Annotated in this window: 33 protein-coding genes; 31 read left to right on the plus strand and 2 right to left on the minus strand. The window is 40.0% G+C overall.

All coding sequences use genetic code 11. The features are described 5' to 3' along the window. The first annotated feature begins 541 nt into the window (after positions 1 to 541). The 30 genes from RE628_RS11410 (at position 542) to RE628_RS11555 (ending at position 21,173) form a co-directional block, all read left to right on the plus strand. Entirely contained in the window at positions 542 to 736 is a 195-nt protein-coding gene (locus RE628_RS11410) for a hypothetical protein (RefSeq protein WP_309158798.1), read from the plus strand. Positions 737 to 774: 38 nt separating this feature from the next. Next, complete coding sequence (locus tag RE628_RS11415) at positions 775 to 1,968, plus strand: hypothetical protein (RefSeq protein ID WP_309158799.1); 1,194 nt, start codon at positions 775 to 777, stop codon at positions 1,966 to 1,968. A 10-nt stretch (positions 1,969 to 1,978) separates the two neighbouring features. After that, entirely contained in the window at positions 1,979 to 2,212 is a 234-nt protein-coding gene (locus tag RE628_RS11420; protein ID WP_309158800.1) for a DUF3310 domain-containing protein, read from the plus strand. Further along, a complete protein-coding gene (locus tag RE628_RS11425) occupies positions 2,199 to 2,408 on the plus strand; it encodes a hypothetical protein (RefSeq protein WP_309158801.1) in 210 nt (69 codons plus the stop codon). The genes RE628_RS11420 and RE628_RS11425 overlap by 14 nt, the downstream gene beginning before the upstream one ends. A 146-nt stretch (positions 2,409 to 2,554) precedes the next feature. Next, positions 2,555 to 2,944 carry a hypothetical protein gene (locus tag RE628_RS11430; RefSeq protein WP_309158802.1) on the plus strand — a complete coding sequence of 130 codons (390 nt, stop codon included), beginning with the start codon at positions 2,555 to 2,557 and terminating at the stop codon, positions 2,942 to 2,944. 13 nt (positions 2,945 to 2,957) lie between these two features. After that, a complete protein-coding gene (locus tag RE628_RS11435; protein ID WP_309159445.1) occupies positions 2,958 to 3,290 on the plus strand; it encodes an HNH endonuclease in 333 nt (110 codons plus the stop codon). A 15-nt stretch (positions 3,291 to 3,305) separates the two neighbouring features. Then, a complete protein-coding gene (locus RE628_RS11440) occupies positions 3,306 to 3,779 on the plus strand; it encodes a DUF7448 domain-containing protein (RefSeq protein ID WP_309158803.1) in 474 nt (157 codons plus the stop codon). A gap of 106 nt (positions 3,780 to 3,885) precedes the next feature. Beyond that, positions 3,886 to 4,509: a P27 family phage terminase small subunit gene (locus RE628_RS11445; RefSeq protein ID WP_309158804.1), complete on the plus strand. Its 624-nt coding sequence runs from the start codon at positions 3,886 to 3,888 to the stop codon at positions 4,507 to 4,509. Then, entirely contained in the window at positions 4,506 to 6,269 is a 1,764-nt protein-coding gene (locus RE628_RS11450; protein WP_309158805.1) for a terminase large subunit, read from the plus strand. The genes RE628_RS11445 and RE628_RS11450 overlap by 4 nt, the downstream gene beginning before the upstream one ends. An 84-nt stretch (positions 6,270 to 6,353) precedes the next feature. After that, positions 6,354 to 7,547 carry a phage portal protein gene (locus RE628_RS11455; RefSeq protein ID WP_309159446.1) on the plus strand — a complete coding sequence of 398 codons (1,194 nt, stop codon included), beginning with the start codon at positions 6,354 to 6,356 and terminating at the stop codon, positions 7,545 to 7,547. After that, complete coding sequence (locus RE628_RS11460) at positions 7,544 to 8,266, plus strand: head maturation protease, ClpP-related (RefSeq protein ID WP_309158806.1); 723 nt, start codon at positions 7,544 to 7,546, stop codon at positions 8,264 to 8,266. Before RE628_RS11455 ends, RE628_RS11460 begins: the two co-directional genes overlap by 4 nt. A gap of 17 nt (positions 8,267 to 8,283) precedes the next feature. After that, positions 8,284 to 9,450 carry a phage major capsid protein gene (locus RE628_RS11465; RefSeq protein ID WP_309158807.1) on the plus strand — a complete coding sequence of 389 codons (1,167 nt, stop codon included), beginning with the start codon at positions 8,284 to 8,286 and terminating at the stop codon, positions 9,448 to 9,450. A gap of 54 nt (positions 9,451 to 9,504) precedes the next feature. Then, complete coding sequence (locus RE628_RS11470) at positions 9,505 to 9,711, plus strand: hypothetical protein (protein WP_309158808.1); 207 nt, start codon at positions 9,505 to 9,507, stop codon at positions 9,709 to 9,711. After that, positions 9,692 to 9,979, plus strand: coding sequence for a head-tail connector protein (locus RE628_RS11475; protein WP_309159447.1), 288 nt, complete (start codon positions 9,692 to 9,694; stop codon positions 9,977 to 9,979). Before RE628_RS11470 ends, RE628_RS11475 begins: the two co-directional genes overlap by 20 nt. Further along, complete coding sequence (locus tag RE628_RS11480; RefSeq protein WP_309158809.1) at positions 9,979 to 10,311, plus strand: phage head closure protein; 333 nt, start codon at positions 9,979 to 9,981, stop codon at positions 10,309 to 10,311. The genes RE628_RS11475 and RE628_RS11480 overlap by 1 nt, the downstream gene beginning before the upstream one ends. Further along, positions 10,311 to 10,754: an HK97 gp10 family phage protein gene (locus RE628_RS11485; RefSeq protein ID WP_309158810.1), complete on the plus strand. Its 444-nt coding sequence runs from the start codon at positions 10,311 to 10,313 to the stop codon at positions 10,752 to 10,754. The genes RE628_RS11480 and RE628_RS11485 overlap by 1 nt, the downstream gene beginning before the upstream one ends. Positions 10,755 to 10,758: 4 nt before the next feature. Next, a complete protein-coding gene (locus RE628_RS11490; RefSeq protein WP_309158811.1) occupies positions 10,759 to 11,148 on the plus strand; it encodes a tail completion protein gp17 in 390 nt (129 codons plus the stop codon). Positions 11,149 to 11,153: 5 nt separating this feature from the next. Then, positions 11,154 to 11,570: a phage tail tube protein gene (locus RE628_RS11495; RefSeq protein ID WP_309158812.1), complete on the plus strand. Its 417-nt coding sequence runs from the start codon at positions 11,154 to 11,156 to the stop codon at positions 11,568 to 11,570. Positions 11,571 to 11,630: 60 nt separating this feature from the next. Further along, positions 11,631 to 11,981 carry a hypothetical protein gene (locus RE628_RS11500; protein ID WP_309158813.1) on the plus strand — a complete coding sequence of 117 codons (351 nt, stop codon included), beginning with the start codon at positions 11,631 to 11,633 and terminating at the stop codon, positions 11,979 to 11,981. Positions 11,982 to 12,001: 20 nt separating this feature from the next. After that, complete coding sequence (locus RE628_RS11505; protein WP_309158814.1) at positions 12,002 to 12,292, plus strand: hypothetical protein; 291 nt, start codon at positions 12,002 to 12,004, stop codon at positions 12,290 to 12,292. A 99-nt stretch (positions 12,293 to 12,391) separates the two neighbouring features. Next, positions 12,392 to 14,851: a phage tail protein gene (locus RE628_RS11510; protein WP_309158815.1), complete on the plus strand. Its 2,460-nt coding sequence runs from the start codon at positions 12,392 to 12,394 to the stop codon at positions 14,849 to 14,851. Positions 14,852 to 14,864: 13 nt separating this feature from the next. Next, a complete protein-coding gene (locus tag RE628_RS11515) occupies positions 14,865 to 15,224 on the plus strand; it encodes a DUF6711 family protein (RefSeq protein ID WP_309158816.1) in 360 nt (119 codons plus the stop codon). Positions 15,225 to 15,257: 33 nt separating this feature from the next. Beyond that, on the plus strand, positions 15,258 to 17,012 hold the full coding sequence (locus RE628_RS11520; RefSeq protein WP_309158817.1) for a hypothetical protein: 1,755 nt from the start codon (positions 15,258 to 15,260) through the stop codon (positions 17,010 to 17,012). Between the two features lie 51 nt (positions 17,013 to 17,063). Next, positions 17,064 to 17,672 (plus strand): stalk domain-containing protein, encoded by a 609-nt coding sequence (locus tag RE628_RS11525; protein ID WP_309158818.1) that lies wholly within the window; start codon positions 17,064 to 17,066, stop codon positions 17,670 to 17,672. Positions 17,673 to 17,719: 47 nt separating this feature from the next. Next, complete coding sequence (locus tag RE628_RS11530; protein ID WP_309158819.1) at positions 17,720 to 18,391, plus strand: DUF4352 domain-containing protein; 672 nt, start codon at positions 17,720 to 17,722, stop codon at positions 18,389 to 18,391. Positions 18,392 to 18,462: 71 nt separating this feature from the next. Further along, positions 18,463 to 18,666 carry a hypothetical protein gene (locus tag RE628_RS11535; RefSeq protein WP_309158820.1) on the plus strand — a complete coding sequence of 68 codons (204 nt, stop codon included), beginning with the start codon at positions 18,463 to 18,465 and terminating at the stop codon, positions 18,664 to 18,666. Beyond that, positions 18,653 to 19,456: a hypothetical protein gene (locus RE628_RS11540; protein ID WP_309158821.1), complete on the plus strand. Its 804-nt coding sequence runs from the start codon at positions 18,653 to 18,655 to the stop codon at positions 19,454 to 19,456. The genes RE628_RS11535 and RE628_RS11540 overlap by 14 nt, the downstream gene beginning before the upstream one ends. A gap of 338 nt (positions 19,457 to 19,794) precedes the next feature. Further along, positions 19,795 to 20,079 (plus strand): hypothetical protein, encoded by a 285-nt coding sequence (locus tag RE628_RS11545; protein ID WP_309158822.1) that lies wholly within the window; start codon positions 19,795 to 19,797, stop codon positions 20,077 to 20,079. 12 nt (positions 20,080 to 20,091) lie between these two features. After that, the gene (locus RE628_RS11550) at positions 20,092 to 20,361 is read left to right on the plus strand and encodes a phage holin family protein (RefSeq protein WP_309158823.1); all 270 of its coding nucleotides are present in this window, start codon (positions 20,092 to 20,094) and stop codon (positions 20,359 to 20,361) included. Beyond that, the gene (locus RE628_RS11555) at positions 20,358 to 21,173 is read left to right on the plus strand and encodes a peptidoglycan recognition protein family protein (RefSeq protein WP_309158824.1); all 816 of its coding nucleotides are present in this window, start codon (positions 20,358 to 20,360) and stop codon (positions 21,171 to 21,173) included. Before RE628_RS11550 ends, RE628_RS11555 begins: the two co-directional genes overlap by 4 nt. A gap of 181 nt (positions 21,174 to 21,354) precedes the next feature. On the opposite strand, the gene RE628_RS11560 is transcribed toward RE628_RS11555, so the two are convergent. Both RE628_RS11560 and RE628_RS29600 read right to left on the minus strand, forming a co-directional pair. Next, the gene (locus RE628_RS11560; protein ID WP_309158825.1) at positions 21,355 to 21,660 is read right to left on the minus strand and encodes a YhjD family protein; all 306 of its coding nucleotides are present in this window, start codon (positions 21,658 to 21,660) and stop codon (positions 21,355 to 21,357) included. Positions 21,661 to 22,007: 347 nt separating this feature from the next. Then, on the minus strand, positions 22,008 to 22,220 hold the full coding sequence (locus RE628_RS29600) for a helix-turn-helix transcriptional regulator (RefSeq protein ID WP_375143070.1): 213 nt from the start codon (positions 22,218 to 22,220) through the stop codon (positions 22,008 to 22,010). 116 nt (positions 22,221 to 22,336) lie between these two features. On the opposite strand from RE628_RS29600, the gene RE628_RS11565 reads away from it, so the two are divergent. Next, on the plus strand, positions 22,337 to 22,636 hold the full coding sequence (locus RE628_RS11565; RefSeq protein ID WP_309158826.1) for a hypothetical protein: 300 nt from the start codon (positions 22,337 to 22,339) through the stop codon (positions 22,634 to 22,636). Positions 22,637 to 22,712 lie beyond the last annotated feature (76 nt).

Genomic DNA, 22,712 nt, shown 5'->3' on the forward strand with positions numbered 1-22,712 from the left:
GAATAAGAGTATGGGAAATTGAATAAAGGACACCACAGAGGTATGGATACCTTGGATGATAGCGGCTAATACAGCGGCATAAAAATTCGCGGTGGTGCAAAGATCCTGAGCAATTCCCTAATGCGGGGTGGACTGAGTGATATCGGTCCGCTTCGCATATAGAGTAATAAGGGGTGAACGAATGAAAGTAGGAGATAGACGGAAATTCGCTTACCGCAAAAACAATGAGATATTGCTTGATTACGGTGAGGTTGCCAGTGCAGGTCGTACCACCATGGATGGAATAAAAGTTGTTGAAGTAAGGTTCGACAATTGCACTAGGTCATACTCATTAGATCATATTCAACATAGGTAATTCTAACCTTAACATATTCGTTACTCCACTCTTGCAAAGGTGCTATAAAGCACGCCTCCTCAACATAGCCGTGACTGCAGCGGTTAAAGAGTGGATCGCAGAGGCTACCGCTGCCTAAGTAAAGCGGTATACATAGTTGATTATCTATATGATAATATATGTTATGAGGTAACGGGGGTGATTTGTATGGATAACGATTTAACATACGGTAAATTGCAAGAGAAGTTTTGTGAGAAATTCCCTGGGTTAAAGCGATATATGAACGATTACAGACCAGCTGCAGGAATTAACACTATACGAATATGGTTTGATAATGGAATGGATATTGTGGTCTCATATGATCAAGATAAAGATGAATTTATGCTAACTAGTCGCCAATAGGCGGCTTTTTTATTTTACATAACAAAGGAGGTGCTTTAGTGCAGAAACATCAAACTTGGACAGATGAAGAATTAAAGCGATTAAGCGAGCTAAAAGGAACGGGCACACATGCGGAGATCGCGGAAAAGTTATCACATGAGTTTAATACAACTATCTCGTCTGAAGGTGTAAGGAAGCGTCTGAAAAGAGGGTGTAAGGTAGCACAAGCGCCTCTTAATTATAAAAACACAAAGGAAATACTACCTAACGGATCTCATAGGTCGGACAGATTGATAGAAATGTCTGAGGAGATGGAAAAGGATCCGAGCTATCTCTTGAGAGCACACGGATACGACCCAGAGATGTGGGAACTTACGGCTACCACATGGAGCGAGTGGGGACAGCATAACAGGCAGGACGGGACAGTAACCCTATATGCTAGCAAGATAACAATTAAACCGAAGCAGATTGGTTCTAACTTAGATGGATTGATAAAGGCCATAGAAAACATTGATCCAATTCTATTCACATACGAACAGGTTGAAACAGAAGACAAACGTATGCTTGAGATACCAATATTTGATTCACACTTTGGTATATCAGATTACGAATATTACAAACAAACACAACAAAAGATCATCGAAAGACTTTCATCCCGACATTGGGAGAGAGTCTTATTTATTTTGGGCCAAGACATGCTGCATAACGATGGATTTCGTGGCACTACAACAAGCGGAACGATTATAGAACAGGTAGATACAGCCAAGGCATGGGAAGAAGCTAGGAAGTTCTTTGAGCCGCTTATAGAGTTGGCATTATCACAATACAGTGTGGTTGATATCATCTATTCACCTGGAAATCATGACGAGGCTTTAGGTTGGGCATTCGTACAGATGATCAAAGCGAGATACCCACAACTCAACATTGATGATCGTATGGAGCAACGTAAGGCCTATGTCTATGGAGATAACTTTATAGGCATTACTCACGGCGATAAGGGGCGTAAAGACCTTCACAACATATTCCCAATAGAGTTCCCGCAAGAATGGGCCGGGGCCAAGAGCAGAGAGATCCACACGGGACATTTACACGTTGAAGAGACGAAGGATGTATTCGGTATGGCTGTAAGAACGTTAGCGACAAGAAACCGTACAGATAAATGGCACCGTGATAACGGATATGTAGGAGCACATAAGCGCTTCATGTTGTTTGAATATAGCGAGAAAGAGCTTGAATCAATTCATTATGTGTGAGGTGAGCAAAATGGCTAACGATCCAATAAATCCAAAGCACTATACAAGTGGAAAGGTAGAATGTATCGAAGCTATAGAAGCTGCTACAGATGGTTTAACAGGCGTTGAAGCTTACACTACAGGTAGCGCTATAAAATATCTTTGGCGCTGGAAAAGAAAGAATGGTATCGAGGATCTAAAAAAGGCGCAATGGTTTCTAAATAAGCTAATTGAAACGGTAGGTGATAACAATGGTAAAGCTTAGTCTCGACTTATTGAATGTCAAACCAGTTGAAGGAATGGCAAGGTTGCTTGCTGATATGTTCAGGGATGAAAGAATACCGGTGGAAGTCAAAGAGGAATATATAAATCAGTTCGAAGCGATTGAATGGGAGAACAAGCCAGTTACTGAGGCAGAAGCATACGGTAATGACTGCCCGAATGGTAACTGCGAAATATGAAGCAGTTCGTTAACGACATGATCCATATGAGCGAAGGGGAAAAGATGATCTTTTACTGGTGGGTATGGTTGGGTATGATCGGTATTTGTTTAGTTGCTGGATGGTTGCTCGGGGAAAAGGTAAGTAACAGAACGGAGGAATGACTAATGTCAAATAAGTGCCTATGTGTAAGCTGTGGAGGATGGTTCAAACGTCAAGGAATGGCTAAAGATGGTGTGACATGTCGTGATTGTAAAGAACAAAAAGCAAACGATCATTATTATGGAGTAAGTATTAAATCTGTGGGTGACGGTGAAATGATTTTGCCTTTAAATAATCTAAAAAAAGATCTTCTAAAACAAGATAACAATCTGTATTTGGAAAAGGTATATAACCGCGCTGATTTGATGAGTGCTATGGATGCTCTGGATAGGTTAGGCAAGGAGTATAAGGTTAGAAAACTAAACCAACAAGGCAATGCCATTAAGAATATTCCAAGTTTCTATTGGGAGATCAAAGAAGAGAATAGCAATGGCACTAAAACGTTTCTGCTCTAAGTCTGGATGTAAGATGCTAACAGATGGCAAGTACTGTGATGACCACGCCAACCTAGCACAAGATGATACAACAACACGTAACAGACTGTACGATAAGCAAGTACGTAACCAAGATGCAAAGAAGTTCTATAACTCCAAAGAGTGGATAGTGGCGAGAGCTCAGAGGTTACGTATAGATAAAGGACTATGTCAAGAGTGTTTAAGAGAGAAACGCATCAAGAGTGCTGATATGGTCCATCATACGAAGCCTATAAGAGATAATTGGGAGCTACGCCTAAGTATAAAGCACTTGGAGAGTTTATGTAATAGTTGTCATGGTAAGATAGACCACGACAAGCTCAAGTGAAATGGAGAAGAGCAAATGTTGGGAGTTATCAAAAGCATAGAGGAAGTACATGATTTACAAGTGACTTCGATAGCTCCGGGTAGTGGAACTGGAGGACGATTAGGAGTAAAGCAAATGCTCAATCAATTGTTCTTTTCTGATTCATTTATGGATGGATACAAAGTGGATACTGACAACCACACGCTATACGTGCTGATTGATAATGGTCAGTGTTGTAGTGAGTCATGGGGATATCTATCCAGCGAAGATGATTTAAATAAATATATTGGATCAACACTCACTGAGGTTAACTTAACAGATATAGCATTAAACCAAAAGAGAGTTGATTATAGTGGATACTATAAAGAAGCTGGCGGAATCCAGTTTGTTGATTTTCATACGGACTCAGGAGTGTTTCAACTAGCAGTATACAACGGACATAATGGTTATTATGGTCATGGGATATTAATCGTTAAAGACGACGATGTTATTTTGTCGGACACTCTATAGATATGGAGGGGGTGGGTCAAAAAGTTTTCAATGACAAACCCGAAGACCGCGTCTCCCCTTTTTTTGCGTGAAAATTCGTTTTTTGAAACTTTAGGAGGTGATCCCTGTGGGAAGAAACGCTAAACCAGTGTCCCTGCATCTTGCGCAGGGTAATCCAAATAGACTTACAAAGGAAGAATTGGCAGCAAGAGCGGATAATGAAGTTAAGCTTGGTAAAATCGAACTTGATCGTGTAAAACCACCGTCATTCGTAAGGGATGACACAGTTGCATACTCGTATTGGAAGCAACTTATGAAGGAATACAAAGATGCTGCAAAGCAAGGTATTGACTTATTAACCACATCTGATGTAAACCTGTTAGCTTTGTACTGTCGGACCTATTCAGAATATGAAAAACTGCTAAAACAGTACCAAAAAATAGAGAATATAGCTATCGATGACTATGTTTTCGAACAATATTTTGATAATTTGCAAGCTCAAGCCGAAGCCAATGAACAGGACGTTAATGAGTACGGATTGAGGGCCATGAAATATATCTCTCAACTAGCCTCATTGGATGGTGTTCTAAAGATTGAGACCGCCATCAACAAAAAGATGGACATGCTTATCAAAATGCAGGATCGCTTGTTCTTGAATCCTCTTGCCAAGGTAAAGAACATACCTAAACCGAAGGAGAAAGACAAGCCACAAAGTAAATTCGGTAAATTCAGCGGAGGGCGCGGAGGATGAATTATCCTCTTAATGTGCTGGCTGAAAATGACCGCACGACAAGATATGCTCTTGCGGTAGTTAATGGAGAACTTGATAGAGCGGTTGGGCAAACGGAAATACAAGCATGTCAAAGGCATCTTAATGACCTGGAGAGGCAAGGAACAGACGATTTTCCCTATGTGTGGGATCCGAGCGCAGCATATGAGCTTATAGAGTTCGCTGAAACGCTCACTTTGGCGGAAGGTGAAGAACCGGAGCCACTTAAACTATGGGGATTTCAAGACTTCATCTTCGGTTCTTGGCACGGGTGGAGAACGTTAAACGGATACAGACGCTTTAGAACATCATACGTACAAGTAGCAAGACAAAACGGGAAGTCACTCGGTAATGCGGTGCCTTCTCTTTTTTATGGTAATTTTGACGGATACATGTACCCTCAGATTTATGCTACTGCTACAAAACAGGCTCAAGCTTGGATAGTTGCAAAAGAGTGTGTTAAGTTCATCAACGCTGATCCAGAGTTATCAGGAACAAAATATGAAGCTGGTCTATTCACTATAAAAGAGTACGTAAATAAAATATTATGTAATTTGACAAATGGTGAAATTGTAGCTCTTGGACGTGATACAGAGAGTATAGATGGTTTCAGGCCATACTTCGGGAGTGTTGATGAGTATCATAAACACAAAACAAATCAGATGTATAAATTACTTGTTGATGGCACTACAAAACTAAAACAATGTTTAATATCTGTCATTACAACTGCTGGATTCGATCTTAATGGACCTTGTTATGATTTATATCAATATTGTAAAAAGATACTCGCTGGAGTTATTGATGATGAAACTCAGTTCGTTTATATTTCTGAGCTTGATCGTAATGATGATGTTTGGGATGAAAAGAATTGGGGCAAGGCCAACCCGTTGTGGACGGATCAAACGCTAATTAGTCTTCGTTCTGCTGCTATAAAGGCGAAAGAGATGCAAGGCGAGGAATTAAGAAACTTCTATACAAAGTCATTAAACGAGTGGGTGCAATTCGCGGACAATCAATACATGAACCTAGAACACTGGAAAAATTGCGAATCTGATATGACCATTGAAGACGTTCGCGGCGGTGAATGTTACTTAGGACTTGACCTTTCTAGTGGCGGCGACCTTACATCAGGCGTGTTAGAGTTTCCGTTGAATATTGATGGAGAGAGGAAATACTTTGTCCATTCGCATAGCTTTATCCCGGCGAAACGTGTTGCTGAACACGTCAAGACAGACCATGCTCCGTATGACATGTGGATCAAAGCAGGATTACTGACGCCAACACAAACATTAGGCGGCGTTAAAACTGATTACAAGTATATTCTAAGCTATTATAAAGAGCTTATAGATAAATATGACTTACAGTTAAAAGGAATTGCTTATGACCCTCATAATGCGGATGCTTTTTTAAGTGATCTCGATGAAACTTTTGGCGTTGATTGTGTGGAGATAAGACAAAGCGCTCGTAGTTTAAACGATGCTACGGTTGATTTTAAGCTTGAAGTCGAGGCGGGCAATGTTATTTACAACAAAGGTGAGAAACTTTTGTCGTGGAGTGTTGCGAATGCCAAAACTGAGAGTAATAGCTTTGGTGAAATCAAGATAGTCAAAGGTGAACCGGGTAAAAGGATTGACCCTGTTGACGCCATTATCGATGCTCATAAACTTACTTTAAGCATGGTTGAAACAACTATTGATATAACACAAGCGACTAATGACTACTTAGACATGATGGGATGGTAAGGGGGTGATAGATTGAGACTGTTTTCGTGGTTTAAGAGTCCGAAAAATCAAGCTGATGATAGCGATGATGGAGAATATGCTGATCTGAATAGCGAAAAATTACTAGAATGGCTAGGCATTAAGGGAAAGTATTCCAAAAATAAACTTTCAGAAGCTACTTACTTTGCGTGTTTGAAAATTCTCGCTGAAAGCATGGGTAAACTTCCGTTACACATGCTACAGAAAACAAGCAAAGGTATCGTTACGAGTGATAAGGATGACCTATACGGATTGTTAAAGCTTAGACCAAACCCATATATGACGAGTTCAATATTCTGGTCTACTGTCGAAATGAACAGGAATCACTATGGAAATGCTTATGTTTGGAAAAGGTATCAAGGCGCCAAACTGAAAGATTTATGGATAATGCCAAGTGATGATGTATCAATCATTTATGATGATGCTGGCATTTTCGGCAAAGAAGATAAGCTGTGGTACAGGTATTCTGACAAGCGTAGTGGGAAACAACACGTTTTCCCTCATGACGATGTTCTGCATTTCAAAACATCAATGACTTTTGATGGTATCACTGGATTGCCTGTCAGCGAGATGCTCAAATACACCGTAGATGGGGCGTTAGAGAGTCAAGAGTTTATGAACAACCTCTATAAGACGGGACTTACAGGCAAAGCCGTACTTGAGTACACAGGGGATCTCGACAAAGGGGCAAAGGAAAGGCTTGTGAAAGGGTTTGAAGACTTCTCTAATGGGTCTAAGAACGCTGGGAAAATAATTCCTGTACCGCTTGGTATGAAGCTTGTTCCGCTTGATATCAAACTTACAGATAGTCAGTTCTTCGAACTTAAAAAATATTCTGCCTTGCAAATTGCTGCTGGTTTTGGAATAAAACCAAACCAAATAAACGATTATGAGAAGTCAAGTTATGCCTCTGCCGAGGCTCAGAACTTGGCTTTTTATGTTGACACGCTTTTGTTCATCGTGAAGCAATACGAGGAAGAAATCACCTATAAGGTGCTTAGTACAAAACTCATCAAAGATGGTTACTTTTGGAAATTCAATGTCAACGTTATTTTGCGTGCAGATATCAAGTCGCAAATCGAAGCGCTATCCAAAGGAGTAAACAACATGATTTATACTCCGAACGAAGCGAGAGGATACCTTGACCTGCCTTCTGAAGATGGCGGAGATACTTTGTATGCTAACGGCAACTACATCCAGATATCAAAGGTTGGCGAGCAATATAGCAAATCAGCAGGGAAGGGAGGTGAGGAAGAGTGAAGTTCTGGAGTTTTATAGAAAACAAAGCAACTGAAACAGAACCAGAAAGCATTGAGTTACGAATAGAGGGCGACATCGTTGATGATAGCGATGTTTGGATCTATGAATGGTTTGGAGAGCCGGCGGCAGCCCCTAATTTGTTTAGAGAAGAACTATCAAATTACAAGGGAAAAGATTTAACTGTATGGATTGATAGTTATGGTGGTAGCGTGTTTGCAGGAGCAAGCATTTATAACGCTCTTAAGGAACATAAGGGCAAGGTCACTGTGAAAGTCGATGGTAAGGCTATGAGCGCAGCATCTGTAATCGCTATGGCTGGTGATGAAGTACTCATGAGTCCTGTGGCTGTAATGATGATCCATAACCCGCTTACAGGCGTTTATGGTGACATGCATAACTTGCGAAAAGTTGCTGATATCTTGGACGAAGTTAAAGATTCGATCATTAATGCATATGTCCTCAAAACAGGAAAATCAAGAGAAGAAGTTTCTGCATTGATGGACGAAGAATTTTATATGTCCGCTAATACTGCATTGAAAAACAAATTCGTTGACGGTGTACTTTATCAAGATCAACCGCTAAATGTTGAAAATCTAAGCGGAATTTCTCTGAATCGCCTATCGGTGGTCAGCAATGCAAGACAGTCAGTAGAACATGCAATTAACCTATTTAAACCGGAAGATAACGAAGATTTAGAACTTGAAATAAGCCTAATTTAGAAAGGATGAAAGTGTATATGAATAAGAAGTTGAGAGACATGTTGGAGAAAATTGAAAACAAAAAGGCAGAGGCTCGGGAGTTTCTAAACCAAGGGAAAAAGGAAGAAGCAAGAACGCTGCTTAATGAAATTAAGAACTTGCAAGAGGAATTCGACATTGCAAAAGATCTGTATGATCAGGAGAAAGAAGATATTGAAGATAAGGTAGAAAAACAACCAATTGTCGATGCGAAAAAAGGATTGAATGCATTCGTGAACATCTTCAAATCGGCTGTGCTTAAAAAGACAGCAAATGAAGAAGATGTGAAAATCTATAACATGATGACTGAAGCCGATCCGGTAGGTGGTGTTTCTGATGGTGGTATTACAGTACCTCAGGATATCCGCACACAAATTATGGAGTTGCGCAGATCAGAAGATGCGCTTGAAACGCTTGTGAATGTGGAACCAGTCTCAACTCTCAGCGGATCGAGAGTTATTGAAGTCAATGCTGATCAAGTTCCATTTGACAACGTGGACGAAGCGGCAGAGTTTCCAGACGTTGAAACACCGCAATTCGAAAATATCACTTACAAGGTGAAAAAGAAAGGCGGCATTCTCAAGGTAACAAGAGAATTGTTGCAGGATACCGCAGAAAATATCATTGGATACTTAAGACGTTGGATCGCTAAAAAGTCGAAAGTAACACGCAATTTCTTGATTCTAGGTCAATTAGACTCTAGCTTTGGTGGAGCTAAGACGAAGGAATTGAAGACGTTGGATGATTTTAAAGATGTGTTCAATGTATCTCTTGATCCTGCAATTGCAATTTCTTCCCGGGTACTAACCAACCAAGATGGTTTCAACTGGTTGGACAAGCTGAAAGACATTGACGGTAAATATGTATTGCAACCAGATCCGACTAATGCAACTAAAAAACTGTTGTTTGGTAGTTACCCAGTAACCGTTGTTACAAATAAAGTTTTACCAACTACAAGCAAAAATGTACCTTTCTATATGGGTGATTTCAAAGAAGCTATTACTCTCTTTGATCGCGAGACACTTTCTATCGAATTTTCTACTGAAGCAGGAGATTTGTGGGGTAAAGATTTGACAGGAGTTAAAGTTCGCGAACGCCTGGACATTAAGACAGTCGATAAAGAAGCAGTTGTTAAGGGTGTAGTAGATATTACTCCTGTACCTTAATAAACAAATTGAGGGGCCGAGAAATCGGCCTCTTTCCTGTATGGAGGTGATACATTGGCAAAGGTAATACTGGAATTTAAAGAGCGGTTCCATGACTATAAACGGTACAAGACTGGAGATGAATACCCGGAAGAAGACAAAGAAAGAGTGTCCTATCTTGTTAAGGCTGGTTTCTTAACTGTGGAACAGACAGAAGACGAACATAAACCGCGCCAACGTAAAAAGAGGGGCGTGAACAGTGATGGCGATTCTAACACCTAAAGAAACGAAGGTTTGGCTTAGAGTGGATGGTGATGACGAAGATACGATTATCGAAATGTTGATTGGAGCTTCAGAAACATATCTTCATAACGCTGTTGATACTATCTTTGACAGTGAAAACCAACTTGCTAAACTATATTGCCTAGTCTTGTGCGCTGACTGGTATGAGAACCGCGAATTAATTGGAGCGCAACCATCAGATAAGGTTAGGTTTACTTGCCAATCGATCATGACCCAGTTGCAACATGCCTATGGCGGTGATGCCTAATGGATAAATCTCTTGTAGATAGGTTGGACAAGCGAGTAACTATCTTGAGACCACCTGGTCCTGATGATACAGACGAATATGGACAACCATTAGATGAACTTATTGATGTATGCGAAGTATGGGCGGCAATTGAACCGCTGCAAGGTAAGGAGTTTATTGCGGCTATGCAGGAAAATGCCGAAGTAACAACGCGTATACGCATTCGTTATCGTACAGGAATTGATCGTACTATGACGGTTAAATATGGCGAACACGAATTCGAAATACTCTATATCATACATCCCCAGTTTGCTAAAAAGGAACTTCAGTTGATGTGCAAGGAGCGTCAGTGATGGCAGATTTTAGAATTGATGGGATGAAAGAGCTTGAATCTATGTTTAAGCAGCTTGAGAAGGTACCGCAAACAGTGGCTACAAAGGCAGCAAGAGCTGGAGCAACAATACCGCTCAAAGCAGCAAGAGAAGACGCTCCAGAAGATGATGGAGATCTTAAAAAAGGCATTATATTAAAACGTGAACGCAAGGTTAAAGTCGGAAAAGCTGTATATGGTGTAATGATGGACCCGGCGAAAAATGATATTTTTGTAAAAACAAGCGCTGACGGCAAGAGATCCTATTATCCAGCATCCATGGAGTATGGTTTTTTAACTGTAGATGGTGGTTATGTACCTGGATACCACTTTATGCGCAATGCGCTTGAGGACAATAAGGTTGCTGTTGAAAAAAAGGTACTAGATACAGCAAAGGTAGCTGTTGAAAAGATATTAAAGGGGTGATTGAGTGGACTTTGAAGCGGCTTTAACAATGGAATTGAAAACAATATCTGATGTACAAAATCGCGTTTATCCTCTCAATGCTCCTGAAAAAACAGCGAATCCATATATCATCTACGGATCTAGTGAAGGGCAAAGGACAAACACAATAACCGATGGATATCTATTAGATAAATCCGTCGAAGGTGAAATTAATATAATCGCCGCTAAGTATGCAGTGATGAAGCAAGTAACAAGACAAGTTATAGACATACTAATTAGCTTTAATCAGCGAGTAATAGGCTCGGGCGGCCCGTATATCGATGAAATGACATATGAGAAACCTGTGGAATTATACGAATCTAATGTTTCTCTATACCGCTGTGTAGTTGATTTTAAAGCATATTTTAAGGAGTGATTAATTTGACACAACGTGCATTAGGAACTAAGTTAAAGATAGGTTCTGGCGTATCAGCAGTGGCTATAGGAGGACTTAAATCCATATCGTCACCATCTATGTCTCAGGAAACAATTGACGTTACAACGCTCGATAGTGACGGTGGATACCGCGAGTTTATTGGTAGTTTTAAGGACGGCGGCGAAGTTTCTGCTTCTGGTTTTTTCAATCCCCAGAATGAAGGACAAGCTGCTGTTTACGAAGCGTTAGAAAATAGTACAGATGAAGATTTTGAAATTGAATTCCCTGCTGCAATGAAAGCAAAATGGGTATTTAGAGGTGTTGTTACTGCTTATAATACATCTGCAGAACTGGAAGATGCCATTAGCTTTGAAATAACTATCAAAGTATCTGGAAAACCTGAATTGAAAATTACGCAATAATAAATATTAAAAATCAGGCCGGGGTTATGCTCCGGTCTATTTTACTTGGAGGGATAAGGAATGAGTAAAGATAAAAACGATGTAGTTTTAATTGACCTTGATCGTCCGCGGGAATTGCGGTATGGACATAAGGCTTTGAAAACATTACTAGCCATGACGGGAAAAGATATTGATTCCATCGACATGGACAACATCGACCTGGGGGAAATTGAAAAATATCTCTATTGCGGTTTATTGTCAGATGCTAAAGCTAATGGTGAAACGCTGAAGCTAGAGAATATGGAAGATTTATTGGATCAAGCACCATCGTTTGGTCATATTATCGAAAAGATGAACGAAGCTTTTAGTGTCGCTTTTGGTGGATTAGACCCAAACTTGAATCAGCCGGAGAAGGTTCCGGCGAAAGTGTAAAGTTTAATTGGCAAGAATCAATGAAATTAGCTTTGAGAGTTGAGCTAAGTATCAGTGAATATAACGAGATTACTCCACATGAACTTAATTTACACATACAAGCTTATAACGAACGTATGACTTATGAAAATAAAGAACGGCTTACAGCCGCTTATCTTACTGCAGGATTGGCAAGAGCCAAGAAAATGCCAGACCTGAAGAAGATACTTGGCGAAGATAAGCCGGATATGCAAACTGACGAAAAGATGCTTCAAGTTGTAAAACAATTAAATGCCGCTATGGGCGGAACGGTTAGAAGTAGCGATGAATAATCGCTGCTTTTTTTGTTGTATGCAAGGGGGTGAATAAATGGCAGTTGTAAAAAACCTAATGGTTCGGCAGGTGCTGATTTTTCTGGTATGCGAAATGAAATGAAGCGCGCAAATCAGGATATGAAAAATTTCCAAAGCGGTATGAGTAGTTCGCTGAAAAAGTTAGCAGGTGCTTTTGCTGGGGTATTTGCAGTTAAAAAGATTATCGACTTCGGGAAAGAGTCTTATAAAGCATATAACGAAATGGCGATAAACGAAGCCAAACTAGCAACAGTTATGAAGTCAAGAATGAATGCTACAGATGATTCTATAGCATCTGTTAAACAGTTAATAGCAGCTCAAGAGGGGCTAGGAGTTGTTGACGTTGTAGCACAGACGGCGGCAGCACAAGAACTTGCAACGTATCTTGATACCGCAAGCGGACTAAAGGCGATCCTACCAACCATGAATGATATGATCGCCCAACAATATGGTATGTCGGCTTCAGCGGAGCAAGCAACGCAAATCGCCACAATGCTCGGCAAGGTACTGGACGGGCAGACAGGTGCGCTTAAACGATATGGATATAACTTCGACAAGGCTCAAGAAAAAATTCTCAAGTACGGAACAGAGGCACAACGCGTTTCCCTCGTTGCTGATATCATACGTGACTCTATAGGCGACATGAATGCCGAATTAGGAAAAACACCGCAAGGGCAAATGAAACAAATAGGTTACACCTTTGACGCGATCAAAATGACTATTGGTAGTGGGATAATGCCAATCTTACAAAAAATACTCCCATACATCCAAGCCATTGCCAATGCTTTTTTAAGGGCGGCACAGTTTGCCTCAGCATTCATAAGTGCATTCTTTGGATCTGTTAACACGGATAACAAAATGATTGCTAGTCAGGTAGGATCTGTCGAGGATCTTGGTTCTGCCTATGACGACGTTGGAAAAAAAGCGAAAAAGGCAAAAAAGGCTCAAAAATCAGTTGCCGGATTTGATCAACTTAATCTTGTAGGTGGTAGTTCCAATACTAAAGATGGCGAAAAGATTGATAGTATTGGTGCGGCAGCCGGGAACCTAGACAGTGGATTGTTCAGCGGCCTGACTGATTCAATGGATAATGTATCTTCAAAAGCCAAAGAAATGGCCGAGAAGGTTAAGAACGCAATTGCTACAATGAAAAACTTCATTGTCCAAAACAAAGATTATATTATTGCTGCTCTTGCTGGACTGGCTGCTGCTTTTACAGGAATGTGGCTAGCTGCTAATGGTGGAGCAGTCGCCAAAGGTGCAATGGACGCGCTTAAGAAGATTGCATTACTAGCTTCCCCGTTAAACTTAATCGCAGCCGCAATAGGTGTAATTGTATCGTTAGCCACATTGTTATATCTCAAGTGGGACGAGCTAGACACAAAATGGAAGGCTGTCGGTGTAGCTCTGTTAGGATCTGCCGGGCTTGTAGTATTGGCATTAAAGTTGGTAGAGAACAACCTTGACTCCATAAAGGCCGCGGCGCTTTACGTGTGGGATAACGTCTTAAATCCGTTTGGATCATGGTTGGCGTCTGGCTTTGTAGCCGCTTGGAATGGTGTATCTAAAGCCGCTGAATGGTTATGGAAAAATATATTAGTCCCGTTCGGCGGTTTTGTGACTAGCTTCAACAATAGCGTAATTAAACCGTTAGCCGCTGTTCTTAAAGATGCTCTAGGCGTGGCATTTAAGTTTGTGGCAGATGTAGCTAAGGATCTGTGGAATATGGTTCTTGTGCCATTTGGTAATTTCATCGGCAACACTTTCTCGAAGATTATTCAAGGCGCATCTGATGTATTCAGCGTTTGGTGGAAAAACGTACTTAAACCACTCGGTTCGTGGATTAGTGATAATTTCGGGCCTGTTTTTGTTGAACTTGGAAAAGCAATAACTTATGTATGGCAGAATGTCATGAAGCCATTTTCAGAGTTTATGCTCGGCAACTTCCAAACCATTCTCAAAAGTGTTTTTAGTTCGATTGGTACTATAATCAAGGGGCTGGAAACGACATTTGGCGGACTCATAGACTTTATCACTGGCGTGTTTACTGGCAACTGGAAGAAAGCGTGGGAAGGTGTTAAAACCGTCTTCAAAGGTGTTTTTGATACACTCTATGGCATTGTAAAAGCTCCTTTAGATTTGATTGTTGATGCTGTTAACACTCTTATTGGCGGACTAAATAAATTTAAAATTGATTTGCCAGATTGGGCAGGTGGAGGAAGTTTTGGGCTTGATATTCCTAGGATTCCTAAGCTTGCAAAAGGTGGACTTGCTTTCGGGCCTACGTTAGCTATGGTCGGTGATAACCGCGGCGCGGCATCTAATCCAGAGGTAATCGCCCCATTAAATCAACTCGAGAACATGATGAACAGTAATAGCGATCCACAAATGTTAGGTGTTCTAAATTCGATTCTAAGAGCCATACAGAGCGGACAGAACATAAATGTATCTGTATCGCAGAATGATGTTTATAACGCTGCTGTAGGCGGAATAAAAGACCACCAAAGACGCACAGGAGGTTTGCCGTTTCCAGTGTAAGGAGGAATGAATCATGCAATTAAAGGCAAATGGAAAACCGCTTGTGGCCTCTCCAAGTGAATTCAAAGTAACCATACTAGACCTTGACGATGCTGATTCATCTGTCCGCACATCGGATGGTAAATTGAATCGCGATAGAGTCCGGGTCATCAGACAAATAGAAATAGGTTGGAACGCTTTAACTGGCGTGCAAATTAAACAGATACTTGATGCGATGGAGAATGTATTCTTCGACTTTACTTTTCCCGATCCTAAAGCTGGAGGATATATTACTAGAAAGATGTATGTTGGTGACAGATCGGCACCAGTAGCATTCGAAAGGAAAGGCGTGCTTTGGTATAAAGATCTTAAATTCACGCTAACGGAACAATAACATGCATCCTATATCTCCTTTTTTGCTGAGTTATTGCGACAACCGGATCGGGAATTCAAAGTAAAAGCGGTTATTGACGGCGATGAGTATGGCAATAGACAAATTGTAGATTTCAAGATCGATAATAGTATCGCATCGGATGGTTTTGAGATTGGCACGGCCATACCATCTACTTTAACCATAAACATTAGAACAACAAAAGAAATCAAGTCTAATTCGAAGGTAATTCCATATATCGCGTTATCCACGTCAAATCTCACTTGGGAACAGATAGAAATACCGTGGAATCAGGTTGATGTACCGTGGAACGGATCCGGAACAAACTGGCTTCCATTGGGTGAATTTTTTGTAGATAAGCGAGAACGAATCAACAACGTATGGACATTCACGTGCCTAGATAAGCTAGTTTTCGCTGACGTTGCTTATATATCATCTCTGACATATCCAGCAACGATGAAAGCGGTATGGGATGAAATAATGAGGCGGTTAGGATGGACATATGACAGCAGTGTTGTGATTAATTCATCGTATATGATTCAAGTCGGTCCAGCCGGGTATACAATGCGTCAAGTGCTAGCTTATATCGCTGGAGCAAATGCGGCTAGTGTCATTGTCGGTAAAGATGGCGTTATTAGATTCAAACGGTTTTCAACATCTGCAGAGCCAGTATTTGAAATGACGCCATCTGACTACATTAGAGCTAAACAAACGAATCCAATTAAACAATACACACGCATGGTGGTAACTTACAACACAGAAGATGACTTATCATATGAATCAGGTTCAGGCGATGAAAACCATACACTAAGTCTTGAAAACCCATTTATGACACAGACGATGGTTAATAACCTTCTTGCAAGTTTAAAAGGATTCGCATATCTTCCATTATCAATGGATGCGCGCGGTTTTCCTCAACTCGAACATGGCGACATAATCGGATTTGAGCAGGATGAAAGTGCGGCGTGGATTGATATAGAAATACCGTGGAACCAAGTCAACATACCATGGAATGGGATAGTCAAATACAAATCCGTCATTTTGAAGCAAGCATTCAGCTTTAAAGGCGGTTTGAAGATGTCTATCGATTCGCCATCAATATCTGAGCAACAAAGTGAATTTGTCGTTGAAGGATCGTTGACACAACAAGTTAATAAACTTGATAAGACAGCAGTTAAAGAAGGTAAAAAATATTACGGCGCTACCATAACCAGAACAGAAGGATTGATAATAGAACGTGAAGACCACCTATCTAAGGCAGTATTTAACTCTGATGAATTGACTTTCTATGCTAATAATGAAAAGGCTCTTTGGTTTGATCTTCCAAACAGAAAATTTAAATTTAGTGGTACCTTAGAAGGCGTAGATGGTAAATTTACAGGAACCATAGAAGGTGGCAGTTTTATTGGGGGAAGCATTCAAATAGGTTCTGCTTTTAGCGTTAACAATGCAGGACATATGAAGGCTGTTGGCGCTGAATTCAGCGGGACAATATCGGCTGCAATTATAACTGGCGGACAAATAAGTGGTACATCCATCTACGGTGTTACTGTTACCGGTTCGACAATTAGTACCCGTGTTGGCAGTAGCAAGGGAATTGTGATGAATTCCGGATGGTCAGACCTTGAAGTTTATTCTGGCGTTTCAAGTGCTCACTTAACGTTCATGATAGAAGATCTGGCTGAGGATGCTGGGTTATGGTTTAACAGGGATGGTTTGATTACTTCTGGACGAGAAATACGCATTAGCGCACCTGGTGGTGTGTTCGTTAACGGAGTGCGTATAGGATGATTTTTCCTGATTTTTGTTATACAATGTAGAAAAAAACAGGAGGTTCATCTTATGAAAAAAGCAATTTATACCATTGTAACACTTTGTATTGGCGTTGTAATAGGAATGACAAGCACTGTTACTGCCTCCCCTGTACAAGATTATGTACAAGCTTCTATTCAAAGAATTAAATTCATTGTGAACGGTGAAGAAAAGAAACTTGATGCCGATCCATTAGTATACCAAGGAAGCACGTATCTTCCAGTTAGAACAGTGTTGAATGCACTCGGTTATGATGTTGGTTATAAGGCTGATAGTAAGACTGTAACGGCAGATAAATCAGTTGAAACCATTCTATCAGAAGCAAATGCGGCAATGCAAAAGGAGGGCAATGCAATGGAATCAAATGATCAAACTACAAACGATGGTTCTAAAATAATTGATGATCTTAATCATTCAATCACTAGAGAGAAAGAAACCATAGAAACAATAGAGCTAATGATACAAAATACCCAAGGACGTACTGATGTGTCGGAGGAATCGAAAAAACAAAAGATAGAGGAATATAAAGCGCGTATCGAGCGATCGCAAAATGCAATTGAGTCATACGAGGCTAAATTATCAGAACTAAAAAAAAAATTAAATATTTTCCAAAAAATGCTTACCAATGAATCCATCTAAATGGTATTATCAACTAGAATTAATAGGTAATTAGGGGGAGAATTTAGTTGGAACAAGCAAAAAAGAAATGGTATAAGCGTTGGTGGGTATGGCTCATAATTGTTCTTGTAATCGGCGCAATCGGTTCTAATATTGATAGTAAAGACGCTGAACCTACAACAAAATTAGATAATGCATCAAAACAAGGCGAACAAAACAAACAAGACAAGCAGGAATCAAAAAACAATGATTCTACAAAGATTGAGTCAGTGAAAACTGAAAAAGAAGATAAAAATAACAGTGATAAAAACGCAAAAGAAGAGAATAGAACTATAACTGCTGCTGGTGAAGGTATTGAAACTAAGAATTTCAAAATATCTGTTGTCAGCGTTGACGAACCAGAAAGCGATAATATGTTTATAGCACCTAGCGAAGGCAGTAAATTTGTAGCTGTCAACTTAGTAATAGAAAACATATCCAAAAAAGATTATACAGTTAGTTCTATGTTAATGTTTGAAGCTTACCAGGATGGATTCTCAATAAACGAAGACATTACAGCACATGCGATTAAAGGATACGATAAAACGATGGATGGATCTTTAGCTGCCGGGAAGAAAATAAAGGGAAGTCTCGTTTATGAACTACCGAAAGACTGGAAAGAGTTAGAGATAGATATTGATTTGACAAAGTTAAGCTTCAGTACAGATGGTGAAGTTAAGATTTTACTACAAAATAAATAGTTGATTGTTTTTCAATGGTCTCCACTAAATTATGGAGGCCTTTTTGTATTACCTGAAAGAAGGTGAATCTATTGGCGCAAATCAAAGCAATATTGAAGTGTGAACTTGATCCATTTAATCCTGTACCTGAAATATGCCAAGTAATAGACGCTATGATAGCCAATAACAAGCTTTATGAAGAGTCTATTTTGCTTGGGGTAATTGAATCCATACAGGGTCGTTTAGGTAGTTTAGAACAGCAAAAGAAGGGAGTTGGTACACGTGGCGTTGAGTAGATATGGTGGAGTGACTGGAACTGTACATGTAAATGAAGACTTTGAAAATATCAACGTTGCTTTAAATAATGTAGCTGCTGAAAATGACACCATTAAATCAAACGTTAACAAAGCTCAGTCTGATATAGATAATCATAAATTATCAACTTTAGCCCATGAGGCACAGAACATTGCATACGAAGGAGAAGTATCTGGTGCTAAAAACGTAAAACAAGGATTGGATATCACAAAACAGCGGATAGATACACTTATTTTAGAAAGTGGCAATAGTAGTCCTGAGGTTGTTGATGCGCGTAGTAGTTACCCAGTTTTGGGCGGACGCCTGAATGCGTTTGATGCACAGTTGGCTGATTATGCGTTGCATAAAAATAATAAAGTCACCGATATCGGCGGTGTGCATGGTCTATCAATTGAAACTGGAACTTGGCTCCCGATCTTAAGGGATATAAATAACAATCCGCTCAGCCATACTATGCAATACGGAAAGTATGAAAAACTCAATAAAAAAGTGGTAGCGTCATTCTTTATTGATATAAACGGGTTAAACGCAGCTAGTGGTCAAGTCGTTTTGAATGGTCTGCCATTTATAGAGGACAGAGGTTATGTTTACAGTGAGAACCTTCATTTTATTTCAACAGATGCAAACTTAGAGATGGTCGAAGGTATGGTTACATCATCATATTTAACCCTGAGGATTAAGAGAGTTGATGGATCAGTCAGCCCGATGACAACAGCCAATATGCCAACCAACATATCTATATCTGGCACTATTATTTATTTTACAAACTGAGGAGGTAAGACATGATAGAAAAGATTACACTAGATATGCTCAATCAGGATAATGTAAGCGTAAAAAGACAGACATATGTATCAGTTTCGGGGTTGAGTATCCTGTAGGAGATCCAATTAGGAGGGCATATGTTAATAGCATAGTCGGAAGACTCCAAATAGAAGAGGAAATCGAAGATCCTTATAAAGGCGTTATCATGCTTATGTGGGGAGACACACCAACAGTAACTGATCATACACAGTAGGACCATACTGCGCAATAACAACAGCGCCGCATAAGGCGTATTTTTTATGCCCTCGGAACTTATCCGGGGGCTATTTATATCCGGAGGTGATGGGATGGGATCGGAGCAAGCGGCTCTTAATGATATTAGCGTAAAGGTTGGAAGGTTTGAAGTTATGCAAGAAAACAATACCAAGGCAATTACAGATATGGCGGCAAGCGTTAATAAGCTTGTTGATAAGTTAGATAGGTCAGATGACATAGCAAAGGAAGCGCTAGACAAGTCAAAATCAGCACACAAGCGCCTTGATGGTATCGATAAAATTATTTTTTGGGTGTCTACAACTGTTATCGGATTGGTGTTGGTTGGGTTGGTTGGATTGGTTATCATTAAACCATAAGGAGATGTTGAAATGGAATGGAATGCGGTATTAGAGTTTATTAACGCGGAATTGTTGATTGTTGTTGTGGCATGCTGGATCATTGGATACGTCCTTAAACAGACACCTAAAGTACCTGACTGGACGATCATATACGGCGTTACTGCGGTCGCTATCGTCTTTGCTGTTGTATTGCTCGGGTTCACTGCTCAAAGCGTATTACAAGGCATTCTGAGCGGCGCTGTGGCTGTATATGGTAATCAGTTGGTTAAGCAGACAAGGAAAAGTGGTGAGGATGAATGATCACCAAAGGTAATTTTATTTTGATGGAAACATCCGAGTTTAGGCCATGGCTTACCAACCAAAAGATCACACGATCTATCACCAAATTACAAGTACATCATACATGGCTACCAAATTACTCTACACGCTTAAATCAAGATCATTTCAAATGCCTTGAAGGTATACGGAACTCACACCTAGCTAACGGGTGGAGCGGAACAGGGCAGAATATCACGGTCTTTGAGGATGGTAAAATAGCAATAAGCTTAGACCGGGACTTAAATAAAGTTCCTGCTGGGATCTCCGGGGCAAATACAGGCGCGCTGTGCATTGAGATTATAGGTAACTTTGACATTGGTGGCGATACCATTACAAGTGCTCAGAAACAGGCTGTAACACATGTATACGCTTGTCTATCTGATAAACTCAATATCACTATCAATACAGATAACATCGTCTACCATGCATGGTATACTCCGTCAGGATCGTTTCTTGGTGACTATGATAAAAACAAGTCAAGTAAAACATGTCCGGGAACAAATTTTTGGGGAGATGGCAACACAAAGGCAGCAGCCAATAAAGGCTTTATCAAAGCATTAAAAGATGAATATGAGAGATTAAAAAACGGTGGTGATGAAGTGACAAAGGCTGAATTTGAAGCATTAGAAAAGCGTGTTGCAGCAATTGAAGAAGCAAATAAACTTATTACTGCTCCTAAATGGTTTGTTGATGAATTTGGGAGCGCTGATCTAAAAGGTAAGATCAAAGATCCTAAACTTACATTCGAAGGTTGGAGAACTTTAGCGATTGACTTGCGTGTTCCCAAGAATTAGGATACAATCAGATCAAATCCGAAAGCATCGGTAGAAAAGCCAGCTTACCTTAATTGGTCGGCTGGCTTTTATTCGTTCAAATGCAAGTCATAATCATGCTCTGATCCTGGCACTGTGGGGTCAACGTACTTCTTTATATCTCCCCCTAGATACTTCTCCATTAATACGCCGCATTCTGCCCCTATATGGCTCCATAGCATGTTATATGAGTGATGATATCCCGGCACATATAACGAGCGTCTATGCCGCTTTGCGTACGTGTTTCTTCATATACCTTTATCCCGAGCAGTCTAAACTTGCGGCGTACCTCTTTTAGATCAACCATCACACGATCCATAGCAGTATCTATAAAGTTAATATATGGACCAGGAGTCTTTAGGTTCTGTTCAATTATCTTTTTATCGCGTTCAAACGCGCTGAGTACTAACGGCAGCAGTAAATACATCTTTACATATTGCATATCTGTAGGAGTCTGGTCGATTGGCATTTTATCACCTTTACAAGAACATTTGTTCTTATAATACTACCAGCGAGCTATATAATCAAATTAATTTGTCCTCTATTTGGCCTCTGAATGTCCTCCAAGTGACCTTTGTTATGTATAGTTTGGTGATATATTCAACTCATAAGAACAAGCGTTCGTTAATATTGATATTACCGCTTACATTAAATTATTTTAATCGGCGTTTATCGACAGCATTCGACTTTGCAAAGTGCTAAAGTTATCCATAAGCACCATTTGGGAGGGGATTGTTTTCTATACATAAATATGACGACTTAATTATTAGTTAAGTTTTCGCCAGGGGAGGGAGTATTTCTCCACCTAACCTGGACTTATTTCCATTCGTGCAGATCTTCCATAGTGCACCAAAGCACTTCTGATACTTTTGCGGCTAAGTCGTACGACAATAAACTCTTGCCATTAATAACTCTTGATATATGAGCTTCAGTGCAACCAACCATTATGGATAGATCGCGCGCGGTGATACCTCTTCTTAAAAGGAGTTCAGGTAGTAGGCTTTTCCCCGGTTCTCGGAGATTTGCCATGTCTTCACCTTTCTAAGTTTAACAAGTTGCAAGGTAAATTGTACCATGTGGATTAATTAAAAGTAAATATTATGAACTTTATTCTGGATATGATACAGGAAGAGGGGAAGTACAACATGTTAAATCTAAATGAAAAATCCAAAGAATTATTAGCTATCGTCTGTGAAACAACAAATAAAGAAAGCGTTGAGGAATTCAATAGGATTTTCATGAAAATAAGAAACTATATCCCCACTCATTTAATAGATGAATTTGATAAATTAGAAGAAATATACAATGATAATTCATTACCGTTAATCACGGCATACAAGATAGGTTATTATGACGGAAGTTATAGTGAAAAAGAAAAAGATGAAGCGAGCTACTATACTCGTTCCATCTTGGGGACAAATTGGGGTAAAAATAAGTCTGCGTAAAAACAATAATTATAATTGTTGTTACAATACACGTCATTTTATTCAAAAAAACATTCGAAATAGCAGTGTATTCTGC

The organism is Paenibacillus sp. D2_2, from assembly GCF_031199965.1.
GTDB lineage: Bacteria > Bacillota > Bacilli > Paenibacillales > Paenibacillaceae > Fontibacillus.